A 15,023-nucleotide genomic window follows, 5' to 3' on the forward strand; every position below is an offset into this window, starting at 1 on the left:
ATAGAAGAGAAATTTTTCGTGTTAGCTTATATGCAACGCCAGTGATTTTACTTACACAACTCCCTCATATCCGCATCGATTGGGTGGAGTTATGTTAATTTCTTACACAACTCCCTCGTGCCCACATCGATCGGACGGAGTGAAGTAACTTCCTCCCCCTTCCTCAGGGAGGTTGCGCCGAATCGACGCGCAAATAGTGAATTTCTCCTTCTGCAGAGCGAACCGAGCTTAATCCGGCACGTAGATCATTTTCTTCGTCATGCCGCCGTCGACGACCAAATCGATGCCGGTCACGAAATCGTTGGCCGGATCGGTCAGGTAGAAGCATGCCCGCGCGATGTCCTCCGGCGTCCCCACCCGGCCCGCCGGATGCTGGGCGTGATCCTCTGCGCGCAGGCGGCCGTAGTCCCCCGTCTCGATCCAACCGGGACTGATCGAATTGACGCGGATGCCGAATTCGCCAAGGGAAAGGGCAAGGGCGTGCGTCAACGAAGCGATGCCTCCCTTGGAAGCGGCGTACGCTTCCGAATTCGGCTCCGACATGAGATGGCGGGTCGAGGCGATGTTCACGATCGCGCCCTTCGCGCCGTTGCGTTTCATCCGCAGAGCGGCTTCCTTCGAGCAGAGGAACGTCCCGCGCAAATTCGTTTCCAGCACGCCGTCCCATTCTTCCACGGTCAGTTCGAACGGCGATTTCCATACGCCGTAGCCCGCGTTGTTCACCAATCGATCGATTCGGCCGAACGCAGCCTCCGCCTCTTCGAACAAAGCAACGATGTCATCCGGCTTCCTCAAATCCGCCGCACGGAATCGAACGCTGCCGCCGCTCCCGGCGATTTCTTCGGCCAAGGCCGCGCCTTCCGCCGCCCGGACGTCGGTCGCGAAGACGTTCGCTCCCTTCTCCGCATAGGCGCGGCAGAGTTGCCGGCCGATGCCGCCCGCGGCGCCGGTGATGACCACGGTCAACCCCTGGAACATCCCGTCCTCATCCTTCCGTTTCGAGCTTGGCCAGCCTTCTTTCCAGCATGCCGATCCAGCTGCCGGCCAGCACTTCCCGCAACTCCAGCAATCTCCTGATCCCTTCGACGTCTTGTTTGTCCCGGTGCATGACCCGGTTCGCCTCGTCTATGGATATCCGATCCTCGTGCGCCCGAATCAGCTTCAGCCTGTCGCCGGTCCGCACGGTCCCTTCTTCCAGCACGCGCAGGTAGAAGCCGGTTTTCCCGCTTTTCGCGGCCAGCTCGGGCAAGGTGTCGAGCCCCCATTTCATGGCCAGCTTCCAGCACGGGATACGCGGCTGGCTGATTTGCACGGCGGCCGTTCCGACCCGGAATACGTCCCCGATATGGACTTCCTCTTCCATCAAGCCGTCCACCGAGAAGTTTTCCCCGAACGCCCCGTATCCCAATGGACGGCCCAATACCCGCTCCCAATGCGGATAATGAACGAGACTGTATACGCACACCGCCTTATCCGGACCGCCGTGGTTGACAAGGTCGGCCACTTCATCGCCGGATACGCCGGACGGACGAACGACAACGGCATCCGCCACGGGATTTTTGAAGATTCCGGAGACGGCTTCCCTTCCCCGGTAATCGGAGTTCCGGACGCGGCCCGCGTTAACCGAAACCAGGGAAAATTCCTTCACGATCTCTCCGTCCATTTGCTAATCTCTCCCTTTCTCCCGCTCGAATAACCGCAAGCCGCTAACGCAAGCCTAATGATACACTCAGTCGAAAGGAGAGCTCCGACCTGACATGACTTCATCCAAACGACGCCGCGAAAACGCATGGAAAAGCCGCAAGGAGGCCCAAAATCCCCACGGCAAAATCCCGTCCCTGCACGGGCTGGCGAACGACGCCGATCCCGAGGGCAAACCCGATCCGACCAAACTGTGACAAAGGCCTCCACGCCATCCGCTCGAATCCGGACGTGCCTAGTCCCGTTGCCGCCTGCCTGATCCCCGTCAACAAGGCCGTTTATGCCAGGCGGTTTTTCTCAGCCGCGGTCAACCTGCGGCCCTGCACTTGCACGATCAGACGTCCGTCTTTCAGGCCCCAGATTTCGTCGGCGAACTTCTCGGCGAGCTCGATCCGGTGCAGCGCGGCGACGACGATCGTACCTCTCTCTTCGCACAGCTTTTTAAGCGTCGCCATCAGCGCTTCCGACGAGTGGGGATCGAGGCCGGAAACGGGCTCGTCCGCCAGCAGAATGCGGGCCCCATGTACCAGCGCTCGGGCGATGGCCACTCTCTGGCGCTCTCCGCCGCTCATCTTCTCGACTTGCCGATGGGCATGGTCCATCAGTCCGACTTTTTCCAGCATGTCCATGCCGCCCATGTAATCGTCGCTTCTCACCATGCCGGTGATCCGGCGCCATAGCGGAGTCTGCTCGGCATTGCCGATCAGCACGTTTTTGAGAGCCGATTTCTTTTCCAATAGGGCAGGCTTTTGCTCCAAAAAGGCGATTTGGCGGCGGAACTTCAGCTTGGCCGCCCATCCGGCCTTGAGAATATCGTTGCCGTCCGCGACGTATTGTCCGGACGTCCAACGGTCGCGCAGCGCGAGACAGCGCAGCAAGGCTGACTTCCCGCTCCCGCTCGCCCCCGCCACGGCGATGAACGTGCCGGGATCCAGCCTCAGGTCGATTCCGTCCAGAATCGTTTTTCCTTCGGGAAGCTTGCGGGTCAAACCGCGAATGATGATCATCGAGTCGACAAACCCCTTCGAAAAACAGGATAAATCTAGTTTATTTCATTCGGAAACGGCTTTCCATACGAACAAATGTTTGCTATAATGGAAACGGGAACATTCGTTCCCCACAATCGAATAAGGTGGGATGATGGATGGCGAACTGCGAGAATTTCCGATACGTGGAGCCTTCAAGGGGAACCAGGCCGTCGAAAGATCTGACCTTCAAATTTTACACCGACGGCAAACTCGAGATTATCGACAACGATACGGGCAACCGAATGAACCCCCGCGAACTGAGCGGGGGCTGCTACGACTTCTATGTGCGCCAGCGGATGGCTTTGATCAAGCGGGATCTGCATGCGAAAATCGCCAAATACGCGTAACGTCCGCCGCCCCGGCATTACGGCAGGTTTTTGTTGATCCGATTCAAGCTGGCCGGCCGGCGGGCCATTTTTTCCAGGCCGGGCGTGCGAACGTTCTCTTTGAAACGGGATTCGTTCTGCTGGTCGTCCGCCTTGGTGCTTTTGTTGTGCGGCATTGCGTATCACCTCCGTCCCTTCCGACCCGGGAGGGCTTTATTTGTATAGTTTTCCTTTCCGCCGACATTTACAAACCCGTCCGTCAAAGGGATAATAGAAGAATCATTCCAGAAACCGGGAGCACCTTCGCTTATGAAGCAAACTTTACTGTTCGATTTGGACGACACGCTGATCCACTGCAACAAATATTTCAACTTGATCCTGGAGCAATTCGCCGATTTGATGGAGGAATGGTTCGGTCCCCTCGGCGTCTCGCGGAAAGAAATCCTAAGCAAGCACACCGAAATCGATATCGCCGGCGTGAAGGTGCTGGGCTTCAAAAGCGAGCATTTTCCCCAGTCGTTCGTGGACACGTACCGGCACTTCCGCCACCTCACCGGACGAAAGAGGTTCCATTCGGAAGAAGATCGGCTTTGGAAGCTGGGCATGAGCGTTTACGACTTCGAAGTAGAGCCTTATCCCCATATGGAGGAAACGCTGGAGTCCCTCTCCCGCGAAGGCCACGAGCTTCATCTCTACACCGGAGGGGAACCGAGAATCCAGCAAAATAAAATCGATCGAATGAGGCTGCAGCGTTTTTTCGGGGAACGCATCTACATCCGTCAGCATAAAAACGCGCAAGCGCTGGAGCAAATCGTGTTGTCCCGCGCATTTGACCGCAGCCGGACGTGGATGATCGGCAACTCCTTGCGGACGGACGTCATGCCGGCGCTGCAATGCGGTCTGCATTCCGTTTACCTGGAGCAGGAGAACGAATGGAAGTTCAATATGGTGGAGATCGAACATCCGCCGCAAGGCGCCTTCCTGAAGTTAAAATCGCTGACCGAGGTCCCGGGCGCCATTCGCCGCTTTTTGCATCTCATGCCTTCAGCGGCCGAAGGTCACATGAAACCGTCCTAACGCGTTTGCGGGGACGGTTTTTTCGATGGAACGAACCATTGCCGCTAGCTTCCCTCGCCTTCCTTCCGCTTAGATTCGCGAATGAGCGTTTCCGAAACCGGGCACCGTAGGGATGATCGTATCCGACATTTTGCCTGCGGGAGGGCTCTTCATGAAGAAACTCAAATCCCTGTGGATTCCGCTTCTCATCGCGATCTTGCCGATGCTCGCCTTAACCGCTTGCGGCGGCGGCAACAATGCCGGCAGTCCCGCACCCGGGACAGGGGGTTCACCGGCAGCCGGAGGCTCCCCTGCCGCCAGCGGATCGCCGGCTGCCGGAGGCGGAGCGCCTCGCAATATCGTCGTCACGGCGACGAACTTCGCCTTCGATCCGGCGGATATTCAGCTTCACGTCGGAGACACCGTACAAATCACCTTTCAGAACAAAGACGGCGTCCACGGCCTCGCGATCCCCGATTTCGGCGTCGACCTGCGGGGCGGACAGACGGCCAAATTCACCGCCGACAAATCCGGCCGTTTCGATTTCTACTGCGCCGTGCAATGCGGGACGGGCCACGACAACATGACCGGAACCATTAACGTCGCTCCCTGAACGAATCGTGCCTAACGGACAAAACCTCCCGCATAGGATGGAAACTGAAGGCTCGCTGACGGGAGGTGAAGCCGATGTGGATGAAGCCCGATTTCGAAGTCATCGAGGTTTGCGCCGAAGTCACCGCCTATGCCTACCAGAAGTAACCGCAACGTGCCGGAGCCATCCGGCATTTGCTTTTTGGGAGGGATGACATGCGGATCCGATTGCTGGGTTCGGCAGCGGGCGGCGGCCTGCCTCAATGGAACTGCGCTTGTCCGAACTGCGCCGGCGCAAGAGCCGGCCAGCCCGTCATTGCCCGCAGGATGAACGATTCTTTGGCCGTCAGCGCGGACGGTTCCTCCTGGTATCTCATCAACGCCTCCCCCGACGTCTGCGCTCAGCTGGAGGCCTATCCCGCGTTCCATCCCTCCGCCCTCGAAGGAAAACGCGGCTCTCCGATCCGGGGGGTGCTGCTGACCGACGCGGAGCTGGACCATACGATCGGTCTCCTGCAGCTTCGTCAAGGTGCGGAGCTGGAGGTTTACGCCGCTTCTCCCGTTATGGAAGCCCTATCGGGCCTCTTCCCGATCCAACGCATCGTGGAACCGTATGCCTGCTTCGAGTGGCTGGAGATACGGCCCGGGGACTGGTTTCCACTATTTGGGGGCAGAATAAAGGTATGCCCGTTCCGCCTGGGCGGCAAACCGCCCCGATATGCCGCCTCGATCTCCGGCAGCGCCGAAGCGTCCGCTTGGGTGGTCGGCTACCGCCTGGAAGACACGACAACCGGCGGCGCGGCCGTTTATGCGCCCGGCCTGGAGCGATGGACACCGGAGCTGGAAGAGATGCTGCGCGGAGCGGATTGCCTGCTGCTCGACGGGACGTTCTGGCGTTCGGACGAACTGCGGTGCCTGGGGATCGGCGGTTTGACCGCCGCCGAGATGGGACACGTTCCACTCACTGGACCGGACGGCGGCACGCTTTCCCGCCTTGCCGGCATTTCCGCCGCACGTAAAGCGCTCGTCCATCTCAACAACACCAACCCGATTTTGCGGGAAGATGCGGAAGAACGGCTTCAGGCGTTGCGGCTGGGCATCGAAATCGGGTATGACGGATGGGAAGCGGAGGTTTGATTTTGAGCGGTCATTTGTGGTCAAACGACGAATTCATCGCCAATCTGCGGGAGGTCGGGAAGCGGCGGTATCACGACAAGCATCCCTACCATATCCGCATGCACGAAGGCAAGCTGAGCCCCGTACAGCTGCGGGCTTGGGTAGCCAACCGGTTTTATTATCAGAAAAACATTCCCGTCAAAGACGCCTTGATCTTGGCGAAGCTCCCTTCGCGGGAAGATCGGCGGGAATGGATCCAGCGGATCATCGACCATGACGGCAGGGAAGGCGCCGAAGGCGGAATCGAAGCCTGGATTCGCTTGGGAGAGGCGGCCGGCATTCCGCGCGAAGAAATGTTGGATGAGCGCCGCGTCCTCCCCGCGGTGCGGTTCGCCGTGGATGCCTACGTCAATTTCTGCCGCCTCAAGCCGTGGCCGGAAGCGGTGGCTTCTTCGCTGACCGAGTTGTTCGCTCCGGATCTCGTGTCCAGACGGATCGCCGTTTTCGAGCAGCTGTATCCCTGGATTCGGCCCGAAGGGCTGGAATACTTCCGCAACCGGCTGCACCAGGCGCCGCGGGACGCCGATCACGGGCTGTTGCTTGTACTGCGGGAATGCCGCCACCGGGAAGACCAGGAAGCGGCGGTCGCCGCGCTGGCTTTCAAATGCGAAGTGCTATGGGCGCTGCTGGACGCGCTTCAATTGGCTTATCCGGACGAGGAGGCGATGCGATGAAGCAGCCGGCCTTGTCGGACCGGCCGAAGCTGCGCCGCCCGGCCCGCCTGAAATACGACCCGGCGCGGGAGACGGAGCTGCTCCTGCTTCCGGAACGCGTCGTTCGCCTCAACCCCTCGGCCGGAGCGATCCTCCGGCTTTGCGACGGGGAACGCTCCGTCGCCGCCATCATCGAACGATTGGAACGGAATTATCCCGGAAGCGATTTGAAGGGAGACGTGCTCGAGTTTCTCGCGACGGCGGCCGACAAAGGATGGTTGGAGCCATGGACATCGGTTACCCTTACGCCCTGACGGCTGAGCTCACGCATCGGTGCCCCCTCCGATGCGTTTATTGTTCGAACCCGCTGGAACTGGAACGCCGGGAAGCCGAACTGACGACCGACGAATGGTTGGACGTCTTGGACCAGGCCGGCCGGCTCGGCGTCGCGCAAGTCCACTTCACCGGAGGCGAACCGCTCGCGAGAGCCGATCTGGAACCGCTTATCCGCAAAGCCCGGGAGGCGGGGCTGTTCGTCAACCTGATCACGAGCGGCGTCGGGCTGACGGCCAAACGCGCACAGCAGCTGGCCGATGCCGGCGTGGACAGCGTCCAACTCAGCGTGCAAGCCTCCGTGCCCGAGCTTTCCGACTTCATTGCCGGCACCCGCGCCTTCGAGCGCAAACGGCAGGCTGCGGTCTGGATTCGGGAAGCGGGCATTCCCCTGCACATGAACGCCGTGCTGCACCGGCTCAACCTGCAGTTGGTCGAGGAACTCGCCGAAATGTGCGCTTCCTGGGGAGCGGAGCGCCTGGAACTCGCCAACGCCCAGTATTACGGCTGGGCGCTGCGGAACCGTTCCCTCCTGCTCCCGTCCCGGGAAGAACTCCGCGAGGCGGAGGAAGCGTTACGCCGGGCCAAGGAACGGTTCGGCCATCGGATGGAACTGATCTGGGTCATCCCGGACTATCACGAGGAATATCCGAAGCCCTGCATGGGCGGCTGGGGACGATGGTCGATGACCGTGTCTCCCGACGGGCGCGTGTTGCCTTGCACCGCGGCATCCGAGATCCGCACGCTGCAATTCGAAAACGTCAAGCGGCGGGATTTGGCTTGGATTTGGCGGGAGTCCCCTTCCTTTAACGCGTTTCGGGGCTCGGACTGGATGCCGGAGCCGTGCCGAAGCTGCGAGCGCAAAGAGCTGGATTTCGGCGGCTGCCGTTGCCAGGCCTACCTGCTCGCCGGAGACGCCGGACAGACCGATCCCGTCTGCCATCGTTCCCCCCATCACCGTCTCGTCGCCGAAACGGTCTCCGGCGCGCCTAAACAGGCAGCGGGCGGCTTTACCTGGAGGACAACGGGTGAAAATCTTTGACGCGCATTGCGACGTCCTGAGCAAGCTGCTGGAGAATCCCGGCCTCGACTTCATCCGGCAGACGGAAGGACTGGACGTTACGCTGGAAAGAATGCGGGAAGCCGAGATTGGCGTCCAAACGTTCGCGATTTATTTGCCCGAGCGATACCCCGAGGAATTCCGTTATGTATTGGAAAGCGTGGATGTATTCCGCAGACGGGTTCTGACTCATCCAGCGCTGCTGGAAATCCGCTCGAATCAGGACTTGCGGACCGCCGAAGCGGAAGGCCGAATCGGCGCCATTTTGTCCCTGGAAGGCGTAGGCGCCCTTCAAGGCAACCCGGCGTATATGCGGATTTTGTTCGACTTGGGCGTAAGGTGCGTCGGCTTCACCTGGAATTACGCGAATTGGGCAGCCGACGGCGTCCTGGAGCCCCGGAAAAGCGGATTTACCGTCAAAGGGCTCGACCTGATCCGGGAGTGCAATGAGCTGGGCCTGTTGCTGGACGTCTCCCATCTCTCGGAGAAGGGCTTCTGGGAGCTTGCCGAGCGGGCCGCCAAGCCGGTTCATGCCTCCCACGCGAATGCCGCGGCCGTAAGTCCGCGGCAACGTAACCTGAACGATGAGCAGATGAAAGCCATCATCCAGACGGGCGGCGTGATCGGCCTCGCTTTCGTGCCGCCTTTCCTCCATCCGGATGGGACGGCTTCCATCGAAGACCTCCTGCCCCACCTCGACCATATCTGTTCGCTCGGCGGGAGCCGGCACGTCGGGTTCGGGTCGGACTTCGACGGCATTAAGGAGAAAGTGAGCGGCCTGGAGCACGCCGGACATTATCCAAGAGTCATCGAAACGCTGCTCAAGTTCTATTCCGAGGAAGACGTCCGGCACTTCGCCTACGGCAATTGGTCCCGGTATTTTCATTCCCATCTTCCCGAAGCTTAAAACGAAAACCGCCTTCCAATGCGGAGGCGGTTTTTTCGCGTAAAGCCGACCCGTGCGTTCCTACTGCTGGCCGGTCATCGCACCCGGCATGATGCCGGCCGGATCGCGGGGACCTGCCTTCAGGATGGCCGAAGGCAGCGGATCGCCCGCCTTGAGCGGCTCTTTCCGATCGAAAAAGCGGGTCAGGACGGTTTCGAAAAATCCCGGTTGCTTTTCCCACGCTTGCTTGGCCACCGTTACGACGAAACGGCCTTGATCGTCCGGAACCGTGACCGTGTATGCCGTACCGGGCGGCACTTGCAGCCCTGCGATCACGCCCGTGTACATCGCCCCTTGGGAGGTCTTGCTGACCAGGTCGGGCGGCTGGTCGCGGATGACCGTCCCGCTGCGTGGCAGCCGGATGCGGATATCGACGCTCGTGTCCTCCGGGATGACGTACACGCGGTTTTCCGGCAGGGTGTATCGGGTTTTGCCGATCGTTACGCTAAGGTTGGTCTCCTCGTTCTCCGGCCAATAATACAGTTCGTAATCGCCGTTCTCGTCGGTCGGCGTGGATTTGGCGAAGCCTTCGCCCCGGTCCCGGTCCAGCCAGACGACAGCGCCGCGTACAGGATGACCGTCGGCGTCGGTCACCCGGCCCCCGACCCGGTATTTGTCGAGTTTGAAAAAGGATACGGTTTCCCCGGGCCGGCTCAGCATTCGCGCATGCACTTTGACTTGTCCGGCTTTCGCGGGATCCGCCTCCACGTTCTCGATTTCGATCGGAAAATAGACGCGGATCGACGCCGACGCCGCCATGATCTTCCGGGACGTCTCGGAACCGACCGGGCGGCCTTCGATTTTCGCCTCGTCGGTCGACACGACCCGAACCGGCGTGTCGGTCAAGAGGCTCCGATCGACCGACAACCGGAACGTCCCGTCCGGTTCGGTCCGGATCGTCTTCCTCCCCTTCCCGGCCGACACGACCGCGTTCTCCACCGGCCGGTCGCCCAGCAGCACCCGGCCTTGCACGTCTTGGACGTTGGACCCGTCGGCTTTCCACGTGCGGAGCGGGAACTCCGATTGGGAAAGCTCGATCTTCGCGGCAACATCCGCCTTGCGATCCTTCTCGACGGAAGCAAGCGCAGAACGGAACCCGGGGTTCCGTTCTGCGCAGCCGACGATCGCCAGCGACAATACGAGACTTAAAGCGGCGATTCCTGCCTTATTCATCCCGACTCACTCCGGTTCGTTTATTGCGCCGTGTGCGCGCTGCCCGTATCGGCTTGGCCTCCCGCCCCTTGCGTTTTGTCGCCTCCGAGGCCGAACACGTGCACCATCGGTTTCGGACCGCCGGACGTGAAGGCGACATAAGGCTTGTCGTCCACGGTAAACACCGCCGGCGCGGCTTGGATATTGTTCCCGGACGTCTGGAACGTCCAGAGCACTTTGCCCGTCTTGACGTCGAGCGCATTGATCTTTCCGTCAAGCTCGCCGTAGAACGCCAGTCCCGAGTCCGTCGTCGTGATGCCGCCGCGCATCGGGTCTTTCGTTTTCACTTGGTACGCCTGTTTGCCCGTGTTCACGTCGATCGCCGTGATCGTACCGTACACGGGGAGGTTGCCCGGAGCTTGACCCGACGAGGTGCCGAAAGCCGCGGCGCCCGGCGCGTCCGGCGTCGCCGCCTCCGCTTCCGACTTCGCCGCCGTCGTCAAGTTGGGCTCCTCGATGCCGGGGATGAGCACGTAGTTCGTGTTCGGGTCATACGATTCCGGCGCGTAGTTCTCGCCGCCGAGTACGCCCGGATAGGAGACCACGCCCTTGGTCGTCGGCTTCGGGTGGTCCACTTTGGAGAAAGCGACGCCGTCCCATACCACGTCGCCCGTCTTGGCGTCCCAAGCCCACCATTGGCCGGACTTGCCGCCTTGCACGACCAGCTTTTGCGGCTTGCCTTTCACTGTCGCCTTGATGATCATCGGAGACGCCGCGGCGTCGTAGTCCCACAGGTCGTGGCTGATTTCCTGTTTCGCCCAGACCAGCTTCCCGGTCATGGCGTTGAGGGCGACGACGGAGTCGGTATGCGGGTTGTCGCCCGGCCGGTTCGCGCCATAGAAGTCCGGCGCGGGATTGCCGACGCTGCAATACATAATGTCCGTTTCTTCGTCGATCGCGACCGGGTTCCAGACCGTGCCGCCGCCTCCGAAGCTGCTCTTCGCGAGCCAATCCTGTCCTTTCGGGGGCACGGTCCAGAACGGGGATTCCCAGGCCGGGGTCAAATCGCTGGCCTTGAATGCCGCCACGAAACCGCGGACGCCGTTGTCGCCGCCGCTGCTGCCGATGTAGACATTGCCCTTGTAATACTGGGGCGCCGTCGTCTCGTAGTAGCCGTTCTCCAGCGTGACGCCGTCGATGGAGTCGGAAAGCTTGACCATTTTCACCAATTGTCCGGTCTTCTGATCGAGCGCGACGAGCTGGTTATCCACGGTCAGCATGAACACTTTGCCTTCTCCCACCGCTACGCCGCGGTTGGCGATTACGCCGGCTTTGGAGAACGTGGCCGCTTGGTCCGCCGACGGCTTCCAGTGCCACAATTGCTTCCCGGTGATGGAATCGAAAGCGAACACCTGGTTGCCTGCGGTCGTGATGTACAGCACGCCGTCGATCATGACCGGATAACACTGGTTGCCGTTTTTGACGTCCGGGTCCAGCGTCTTCAGTTCGGCCGACCAAATCGTGCCAAGATCTTTGACGTTGTCGGCGGTAATCTGTTTGAACGGGACATGGCGGTTGTTCCCCAAATCGTAGCCGTACGAGCCCCAGTTCTGGAACGAGGCGCCCGTCACCGTTCCTCCGGGAGAAGCGGTCGGCGACGCGGTCGGCGACGCGGTCGGGGAGGCGGTGGGCGAAGCCGTTGGGGAGGCCGTGCCGTTGTTGTTGTTCCTGGCGCAGCCGCTCAAGGCCAAGCTTGCGGCCAGCACCGCGCCTAATGTGACGGTTGTTTTATTCACGTTGGATACCCCCTGGGCAGTTTTGCAGCGGATTCAAAGAATTGTCGCTGTATAGGGTAACCAATCTTTCCGCAATTCAGTCGAAATGGCTGAGGGGGATCGCCGGAAATGAAAAAAACCGCGAATCCCGGAGGATTCACGGTTCGGAGGCAGCAGGCGCGGGGGACGATCGGGACAGGCTGCTCAGTTTTTCGAATATTTTCCGTACGCCGTCCGCCCAATTCGGATCTTCGGCGTACGTTCCGTTCAGCCAAGCGAACGGCTCCTCCCCTTCCGGCCGGGCGCTGCCTCTGTTCGATACCGTCCGGGCGGCGATCTCCGCGGAATGGCGGATGTCCGTGTTGAACTCTTCCCAGCTGTGGAACACGTTAAACGGATTGTTCGCGATCTTCTTGGCGTTCTTGTTCGACTTCGGAACGAAGCCTTGCTCCTGTCCCGTGATGGCGAACAATAACAGCGGATGAACGTCGAAAACCCGCGCGTTCTCCACGATCGCCCCGAAATAAGGTTCTTCCGCAAGCAAAGAATCCCGGGTGTCGAGATACGCTTTGACCGCCTCCGCGTCGATGTCCCGGTAACGAAGGAAAAGCGGCATCCCGACGTCCGGGATTGGCGACTCTATCCGCGCGTCCGCCGAAGGCGCGGGAAGCGCCGCCTCTTCGCGGGCGGGCTGACCGAGCCATACGCCGGCGAGAATGCCTCCCGCCAGCATCGCCGAAGCGAGCAGCCAGGCGAGTTTCGGAATGCGGACCCGGATCGGCAGCCGCTCTGCAGAGCCTCCAGGCAGCGCTTCCAAATTCGCGTTTACGGAGGACGCTGCCGTCCCGTACGCATCCGGAGCGTTCCGCCGGGGGAACAGTCGAGCCGCGACGCCTTCGGGGTTCCACGCCCCCGGCGCCTTCTCGTTCATCCACCGCAGGACGGGATCCAGGATCATCGCTTCCGAAGCCGGATCGGGAAGCTCGATTTCCGCGCAGACGTCCAGCACGTCCTCCGGCTTGATTTCCCGCCGCTGGAGCACTAGGCATTTCCGGATCAGCTCGTCCGTGATCCGGTCTTTGAACTCGGCCGGCAGCTCGGGCATCCTGCGCTGCACGGTGCGGCGGATGGCATCCGCCACGATGTCGGCGCGTTTGGCCTCCGGCAGCGGAGCGTATTTCGTATGTACGTAGCGGCGGATGACATGGACATCCGCCGGAGACAACAGCGCGGCGTTCTCCATCAGCTGCTCCCCCGTTTTCGCCGATCGGCGAACCGAATCAACCGCTTATTCGTTTGCCGCTTGCCGAATCAGGGCTTGTACCGGCTCGGTCGCGATATAAGCCTCGATTTGCCTTTTTTCTTCCGCCGTTAACTGATACTCGCAATCGCACCCTTCGTCTTGCGGCGCGATCTGCATCGGAAATCCCGCGTGCGTGCAGACGACCAGGATCGAGAAATCGATCAGGTCGGTCGGAAGCGGCGTCTCCTCCGCGGTCTTCACCCGAAGCTCCACGTCCACCCATTGGCGGTCGCGTTTCTCCGCGCTTGGGCGAAACCCCGTAAACGAAAGCTCATTCCAAGTCTCGTCTCCATAGCGTATCATCCATCGGTCTCCTTACGAACGGGAGGCGTTACGGAAAACGGGCGGTTCCGCCGATCGCGCGAAACCGCCCAGGTGCGGCCTTAAGGCAGCATCGTGCTTCCCATCAAATATTTGTCTACCTCGCGGGCGGCTTCGCGTCCTTCGTTGATGGCCCAGACGACCAAGCTCTGTCCGCGTCTCATGTCGCCTGCGGCGAACACTTTGTCCACGTTCGTCTTGTATTGGCCATAGCGGGCTTTTACGTTCGAACGGCGGTCCGTCTCCAGGGACAATTGGTCGATCAGCGTCCGCTCCGGACCTTCGAAGCCGACGGCGATCAAGACGATATCGGCCGGCCATACTTTCTCCGTGCCGGGAATCTCTTCGTAGATCTTGCGGCCTTGTTCGTCCACGTAACGGCGGATTTGCACCGTGTGCAGCTCCTTCACGTTGCCGTTCTCGTCGCCGACGAATTTCTTCGTGAGGACGGAGAACGCGCGCGGGTCTTCGCCGTACAGGGCTTTGGCTTCTTCATGCGCATAATCCAGCGTATAAACGTTCGGAAATTCCGGCCACGGGTTGTTCACCGGATCGCGCCGATCCGGCGCCTTGGCGTGCGTACCGAATTGCGTGACCGACTCGCAGCCGTGGCGCAGCGCGGTCGCGACGCAGTCCGTGCCGGTATCTCCGCCGCCGATGACGATGACGTTCTTGCCCTTAGCGGACAAGTAAGTGCCCTCTTGGAGCCCATTGTCCAGATAGCTCTTGATCGTGCTGTTCAGGAAGTCCATCGCCGGGTAAATGCCGTTCAAGTCCGCGCCTTCCACGTTTCCGACGGTACGGGCTTTCGTGGCGCCGCCGCACAAAACGACCGCGTCGAACTCTTCCATCAGCTTCCGGGCCGGGACGTCTTTGCCGATTTCGGTATTCGTGACGAACTTCACGCCTTCGGCTTCCAGCAGATCGACGCGCCGCTGCACGACGTGCTTTTCCAGCTTCATCGTCGGAATGCCGTAGGTAAGCAAGCCGCCGATTCGGTCGGCCCTTTCATAAACCGTAACGGTGTGTCCGGCTTTGTTCAACTGGGCAGCGGCGGCGAGTCCGGCCGGACCGGAACCGACGACGGCCACTTTTTTGCCCGTGCGGGATTTCGGAGGCTGGGGAACGACCCAGCCTTCCTCGAAAGCGCGGTCGATGATCGCCTGCTCGATCGTCTTGATCGTGACCGGATCGCCGATGAGGCCGACCGTGCAAGAGCCTTCGCACGGGGCGGGACATACGCGTCCCGTGAACTCCGGGAAATTGTTCGTCTTCGAAAGCCGCTCGTACGCTTCCTTCCAAAGGCCGCGGTACACGAGGTTGTTCCATTCCGGGATCAGGTTGTTGATCGGGCAGCCCGAGGCGTTGCCCGCCAGCTCCATGCCCGTATGGCAATAAGGCGTGCCGCAGTCCATGCAGCGCGCGCCTTGCGTGCGGAGCTGCTCTTCCGAGAACATCTTGTGGAATTCGTTCCAGTCCTTGATCCGCTCGAGCGGATCGCGGTCGCTGGGCAGTTCCCGCTTATATTCCATGAATCCGGTAGGTGTGGACATGTCGGTTTCCCCCATCATTCGGTGTTTCGTCTGCGGTGTGATCTCTCTT

At 60.7% G+C, this 15,023-nt stretch carries 19 protein-coding genes; 10 read left to right on the forward strand and 9 right to left on the reverse strand.

Annotated features, from left to right (window positions below; translation table 11 throughout):
• Positions 1 to 228: 228 nt before the first annotated feature.
• Positions 229 to 978: an SDR family NAD(P)-dependent oxidoreductase gene (locus PTZ19_RS00005; protein ID WP_276351350.1), complete on the reverse strand. Its 750-nt coding sequence runs from the start codon at positions 976 to 978 to the stop codon at positions 229 to 231.
• 7 nt (positions 979 to 985) lie between these two features.
• Positions 986 to 1,663, reverse strand: a complete 678-nt coding sequence (locus tag PTZ19_RS00010; RefSeq protein WP_276351352.1) for an MOSC domain-containing protein — start codon at positions 1,661 to 1,663, stop codon at positions 986 to 988.
• A gap of 94 nt (positions 1,664 to 1,757) precedes the next feature.
• Between PTZ19_RS00010 and PTZ19_RS00015 the strand changes: the two genes are divergently transcribed.
• Positions 1,758 to 1,898 carry a DUF6254 family protein gene (locus PTZ19_RS00015; RefSeq protein WP_276351353.1) on the forward strand — a complete coding sequence of 47 codons (141 nt, stop codon included), beginning with the start codon at positions 1,758 to 1,760 and terminating at the stop codon, positions 1,896 to 1,898.
• 81 nt (positions 1,899 to 1,979) lie between these two features.
• Here the strand turns inward: PTZ19_RS00015 and PTZ19_RS00020 are convergent, their stop codons facing one another.
• Positions 1,980 to 2,708: a phosphonate ABC transporter ATP-binding protein gene (locus PTZ19_RS00020; RefSeq protein WP_276351355.1), complete on the reverse strand. Its 729-nt coding sequence runs from the start codon at positions 2,706 to 2,708 to the stop codon at positions 1,980 to 1,982.
• Positions 2,709 to 2,845: 137 nt separating this feature from the next.
• Here PTZ19_RS00020 and PTZ19_RS00025 point away from each other — a divergent pair, with 137 nt between their 5' ends.
• Entirely contained in the window at positions 2,846 to 3,076 is a 231-nt protein-coding gene (locus PTZ19_RS00025) for a hypothetical protein (protein WP_276351356.1), read from the forward strand.
• Positions 3,077 to 3,093: 17 nt separating this feature from the next.
• Here the strand turns inward: PTZ19_RS00025 and PTZ19_RS00030 are convergent, their stop codons facing one another.
• Entirely contained in the window at positions 3,094 to 3,231 is a 138-nt protein-coding gene (locus PTZ19_RS00030; protein WP_276351357.1) for a hypothetical protein, read from the reverse strand.
• 133 nt (positions 3,232 to 3,364) lie between these two features.
• Here PTZ19_RS00030 and PTZ19_RS00035 point away from each other — a divergent pair, with 133 nt between their 5' ends.
• The 8 genes from PTZ19_RS00035 (at position 3,365) to PTZ19_RS00065 (ending at position 8,831) form a co-directional block, all read left to right on the forward strand.
• Positions 3,365 to 4,132: an HAD family hydrolase gene (locus tag PTZ19_RS00035; protein ID WP_276351358.1), complete on the forward strand. Its 768-nt coding sequence runs from the start codon at positions 3,365 to 3,367 to the stop codon at positions 4,130 to 4,132.
• Positions 4,133 to 4,283: 151 nt separating this feature from the next.
• Complete coding sequence (locus PTZ19_RS00040; RefSeq protein WP_276351360.1) at positions 4,284 to 4,724, forward strand: cupredoxin domain-containing protein; 441 nt, start codon at positions 4,284 to 4,286, stop codon at positions 4,722 to 4,724.
• A 74-nt stretch (positions 4,725 to 4,798) separates the two neighbouring features.
• Positions 4,799 to 4,870, forward strand: coding sequence for a pyrroloquinoline quinone precursor peptide PqqA (gene pqqA, locus PTZ19_RS25350; RefSeq protein ID WP_422614958.1), 72 nt, complete (start codon positions 4,799 to 4,801; stop codon positions 4,868 to 4,870).
• 48 nt (positions 4,871 to 4,918) lie between these two features.
• Positions 4,919 to 5,839 carry a pyrroloquinoline quinone biosynthesis protein PqqB gene (gene pqqB / locus PTZ19_RS00045; protein WP_276351361.1) on the forward strand — a complete coding sequence of 307 codons (921 nt, stop codon included), beginning with the start codon at positions 4,919 to 4,921 and terminating at the stop codon, positions 5,837 to 5,839.
• Positions 5,840 to 5,841: 2 nt separating this feature from the next.
• Positions 5,842 to 6,552 carry a pyrroloquinoline-quinone synthase PqqC gene (pqqC, locus tag PTZ19_RS00050; RefSeq protein ID WP_276351362.1) on the forward strand — a complete coding sequence of 237 codons (711 nt, stop codon included), beginning with the start codon at positions 5,842 to 5,844 and terminating at the stop codon, positions 6,550 to 6,552.
• On the forward strand, positions 6,549 to 6,845 hold the full coding sequence (gene pqqD / locus PTZ19_RS00055; RefSeq protein WP_276351363.1) for a pyrroloquinoline quinone biosynthesis peptide chaperone PqqD: 297 nt from the start codon (positions 6,549 to 6,551) through the stop codon (positions 6,843 to 6,845). Before pqqC ends, pqqD begins: the two co-directional genes overlap by 4 nt.
• Positions 6,818 to 7,906, forward strand: coding sequence for a pyrroloquinoline quinone biosynthesis protein PqqE (gene pqqE, locus PTZ19_RS00060; RefSeq protein ID WP_276351364.1), 1,089 nt, complete (start codon positions 6,818 to 6,820; stop codon positions 7,904 to 7,906). Before pqqD ends, pqqE begins: the two co-directional genes overlap by 28 nt.
• Positions 7,893 to 8,831: a dipeptidase gene (locus tag PTZ19_RS00065; RefSeq protein ID WP_276351366.1), complete on the forward strand. Its 939-nt coding sequence runs from the start codon at positions 7,893 to 7,895 to the stop codon at positions 8,829 to 8,831. The genes pqqE and PTZ19_RS00065 overlap by 14 nt, the downstream gene beginning before the upstream one ends.
• A 60-nt stretch (positions 8,832 to 8,891) precedes the next feature.
• On the opposite strand, the gene PTZ19_RS00070 is transcribed toward PTZ19_RS00065, so the two are convergent.
• The 5 genes from PTZ19_RS00070 to PTZ19_RS00090 form a co-directional block, all read right to left on the reverse strand.
• On the reverse strand, positions 8,892 to 10,043 hold the full coding sequence (locus PTZ19_RS00070; RefSeq protein WP_276351367.1) for a carboxypeptidase-like regulatory domain-containing protein: 1,152 nt from the start codon (positions 10,041 to 10,043) through the stop codon (positions 8,892 to 8,894).
• 20 nt (positions 10,044 to 10,063) lie between these two features.
• Entirely contained in the window at positions 10,064 to 11,818 is a 1,755-nt protein-coding gene (locus tag PTZ19_RS00075; RefSeq protein ID WP_276351369.1) for an outer membrane protein assembly factor BamB family protein, read from the reverse strand.
• A 136-nt stretch (positions 11,819 to 11,954) separates the two neighbouring features.
• Positions 11,955 to 13,040 (reverse strand): hypothetical protein, encoded by a 1,086-nt coding sequence (locus tag PTZ19_RS00080; RefSeq protein ID WP_276351370.1) that lies wholly within the window; start codon positions 13,038 to 13,040, stop codon positions 11,955 to 11,957.
• A 45-nt stretch (positions 13,041 to 13,085) separates the two neighbouring features.
• Positions 13,086 to 13,403, reverse strand: coding sequence for a hypothetical protein (locus tag PTZ19_RS00085; protein ID WP_276351371.1), 318 nt, complete (start codon positions 13,401 to 13,403; stop codon positions 13,086 to 13,088).
• Positions 13,404 to 13,483: 80 nt separating this feature from the next.
• Entirely contained in the window at positions 13,484 to 14,974 is a 1,491-nt protein-coding gene (locus tag PTZ19_RS00090) for a glutamate synthase subunit beta (protein WP_276351372.1), read from the reverse strand.
• Between the last annotated feature and the right edge of the window lie 49 nt (positions 14,975 to 15,023).

Source organism: Cohnella caldifontis, assembly GCF_029360585.1.
Classification (GTDB): domain Bacteria; phylum Bacillota; class Bacilli; order Paenibacillales; family Paenibacillaceae; genus Cohnella; species Cohnella caldifontis.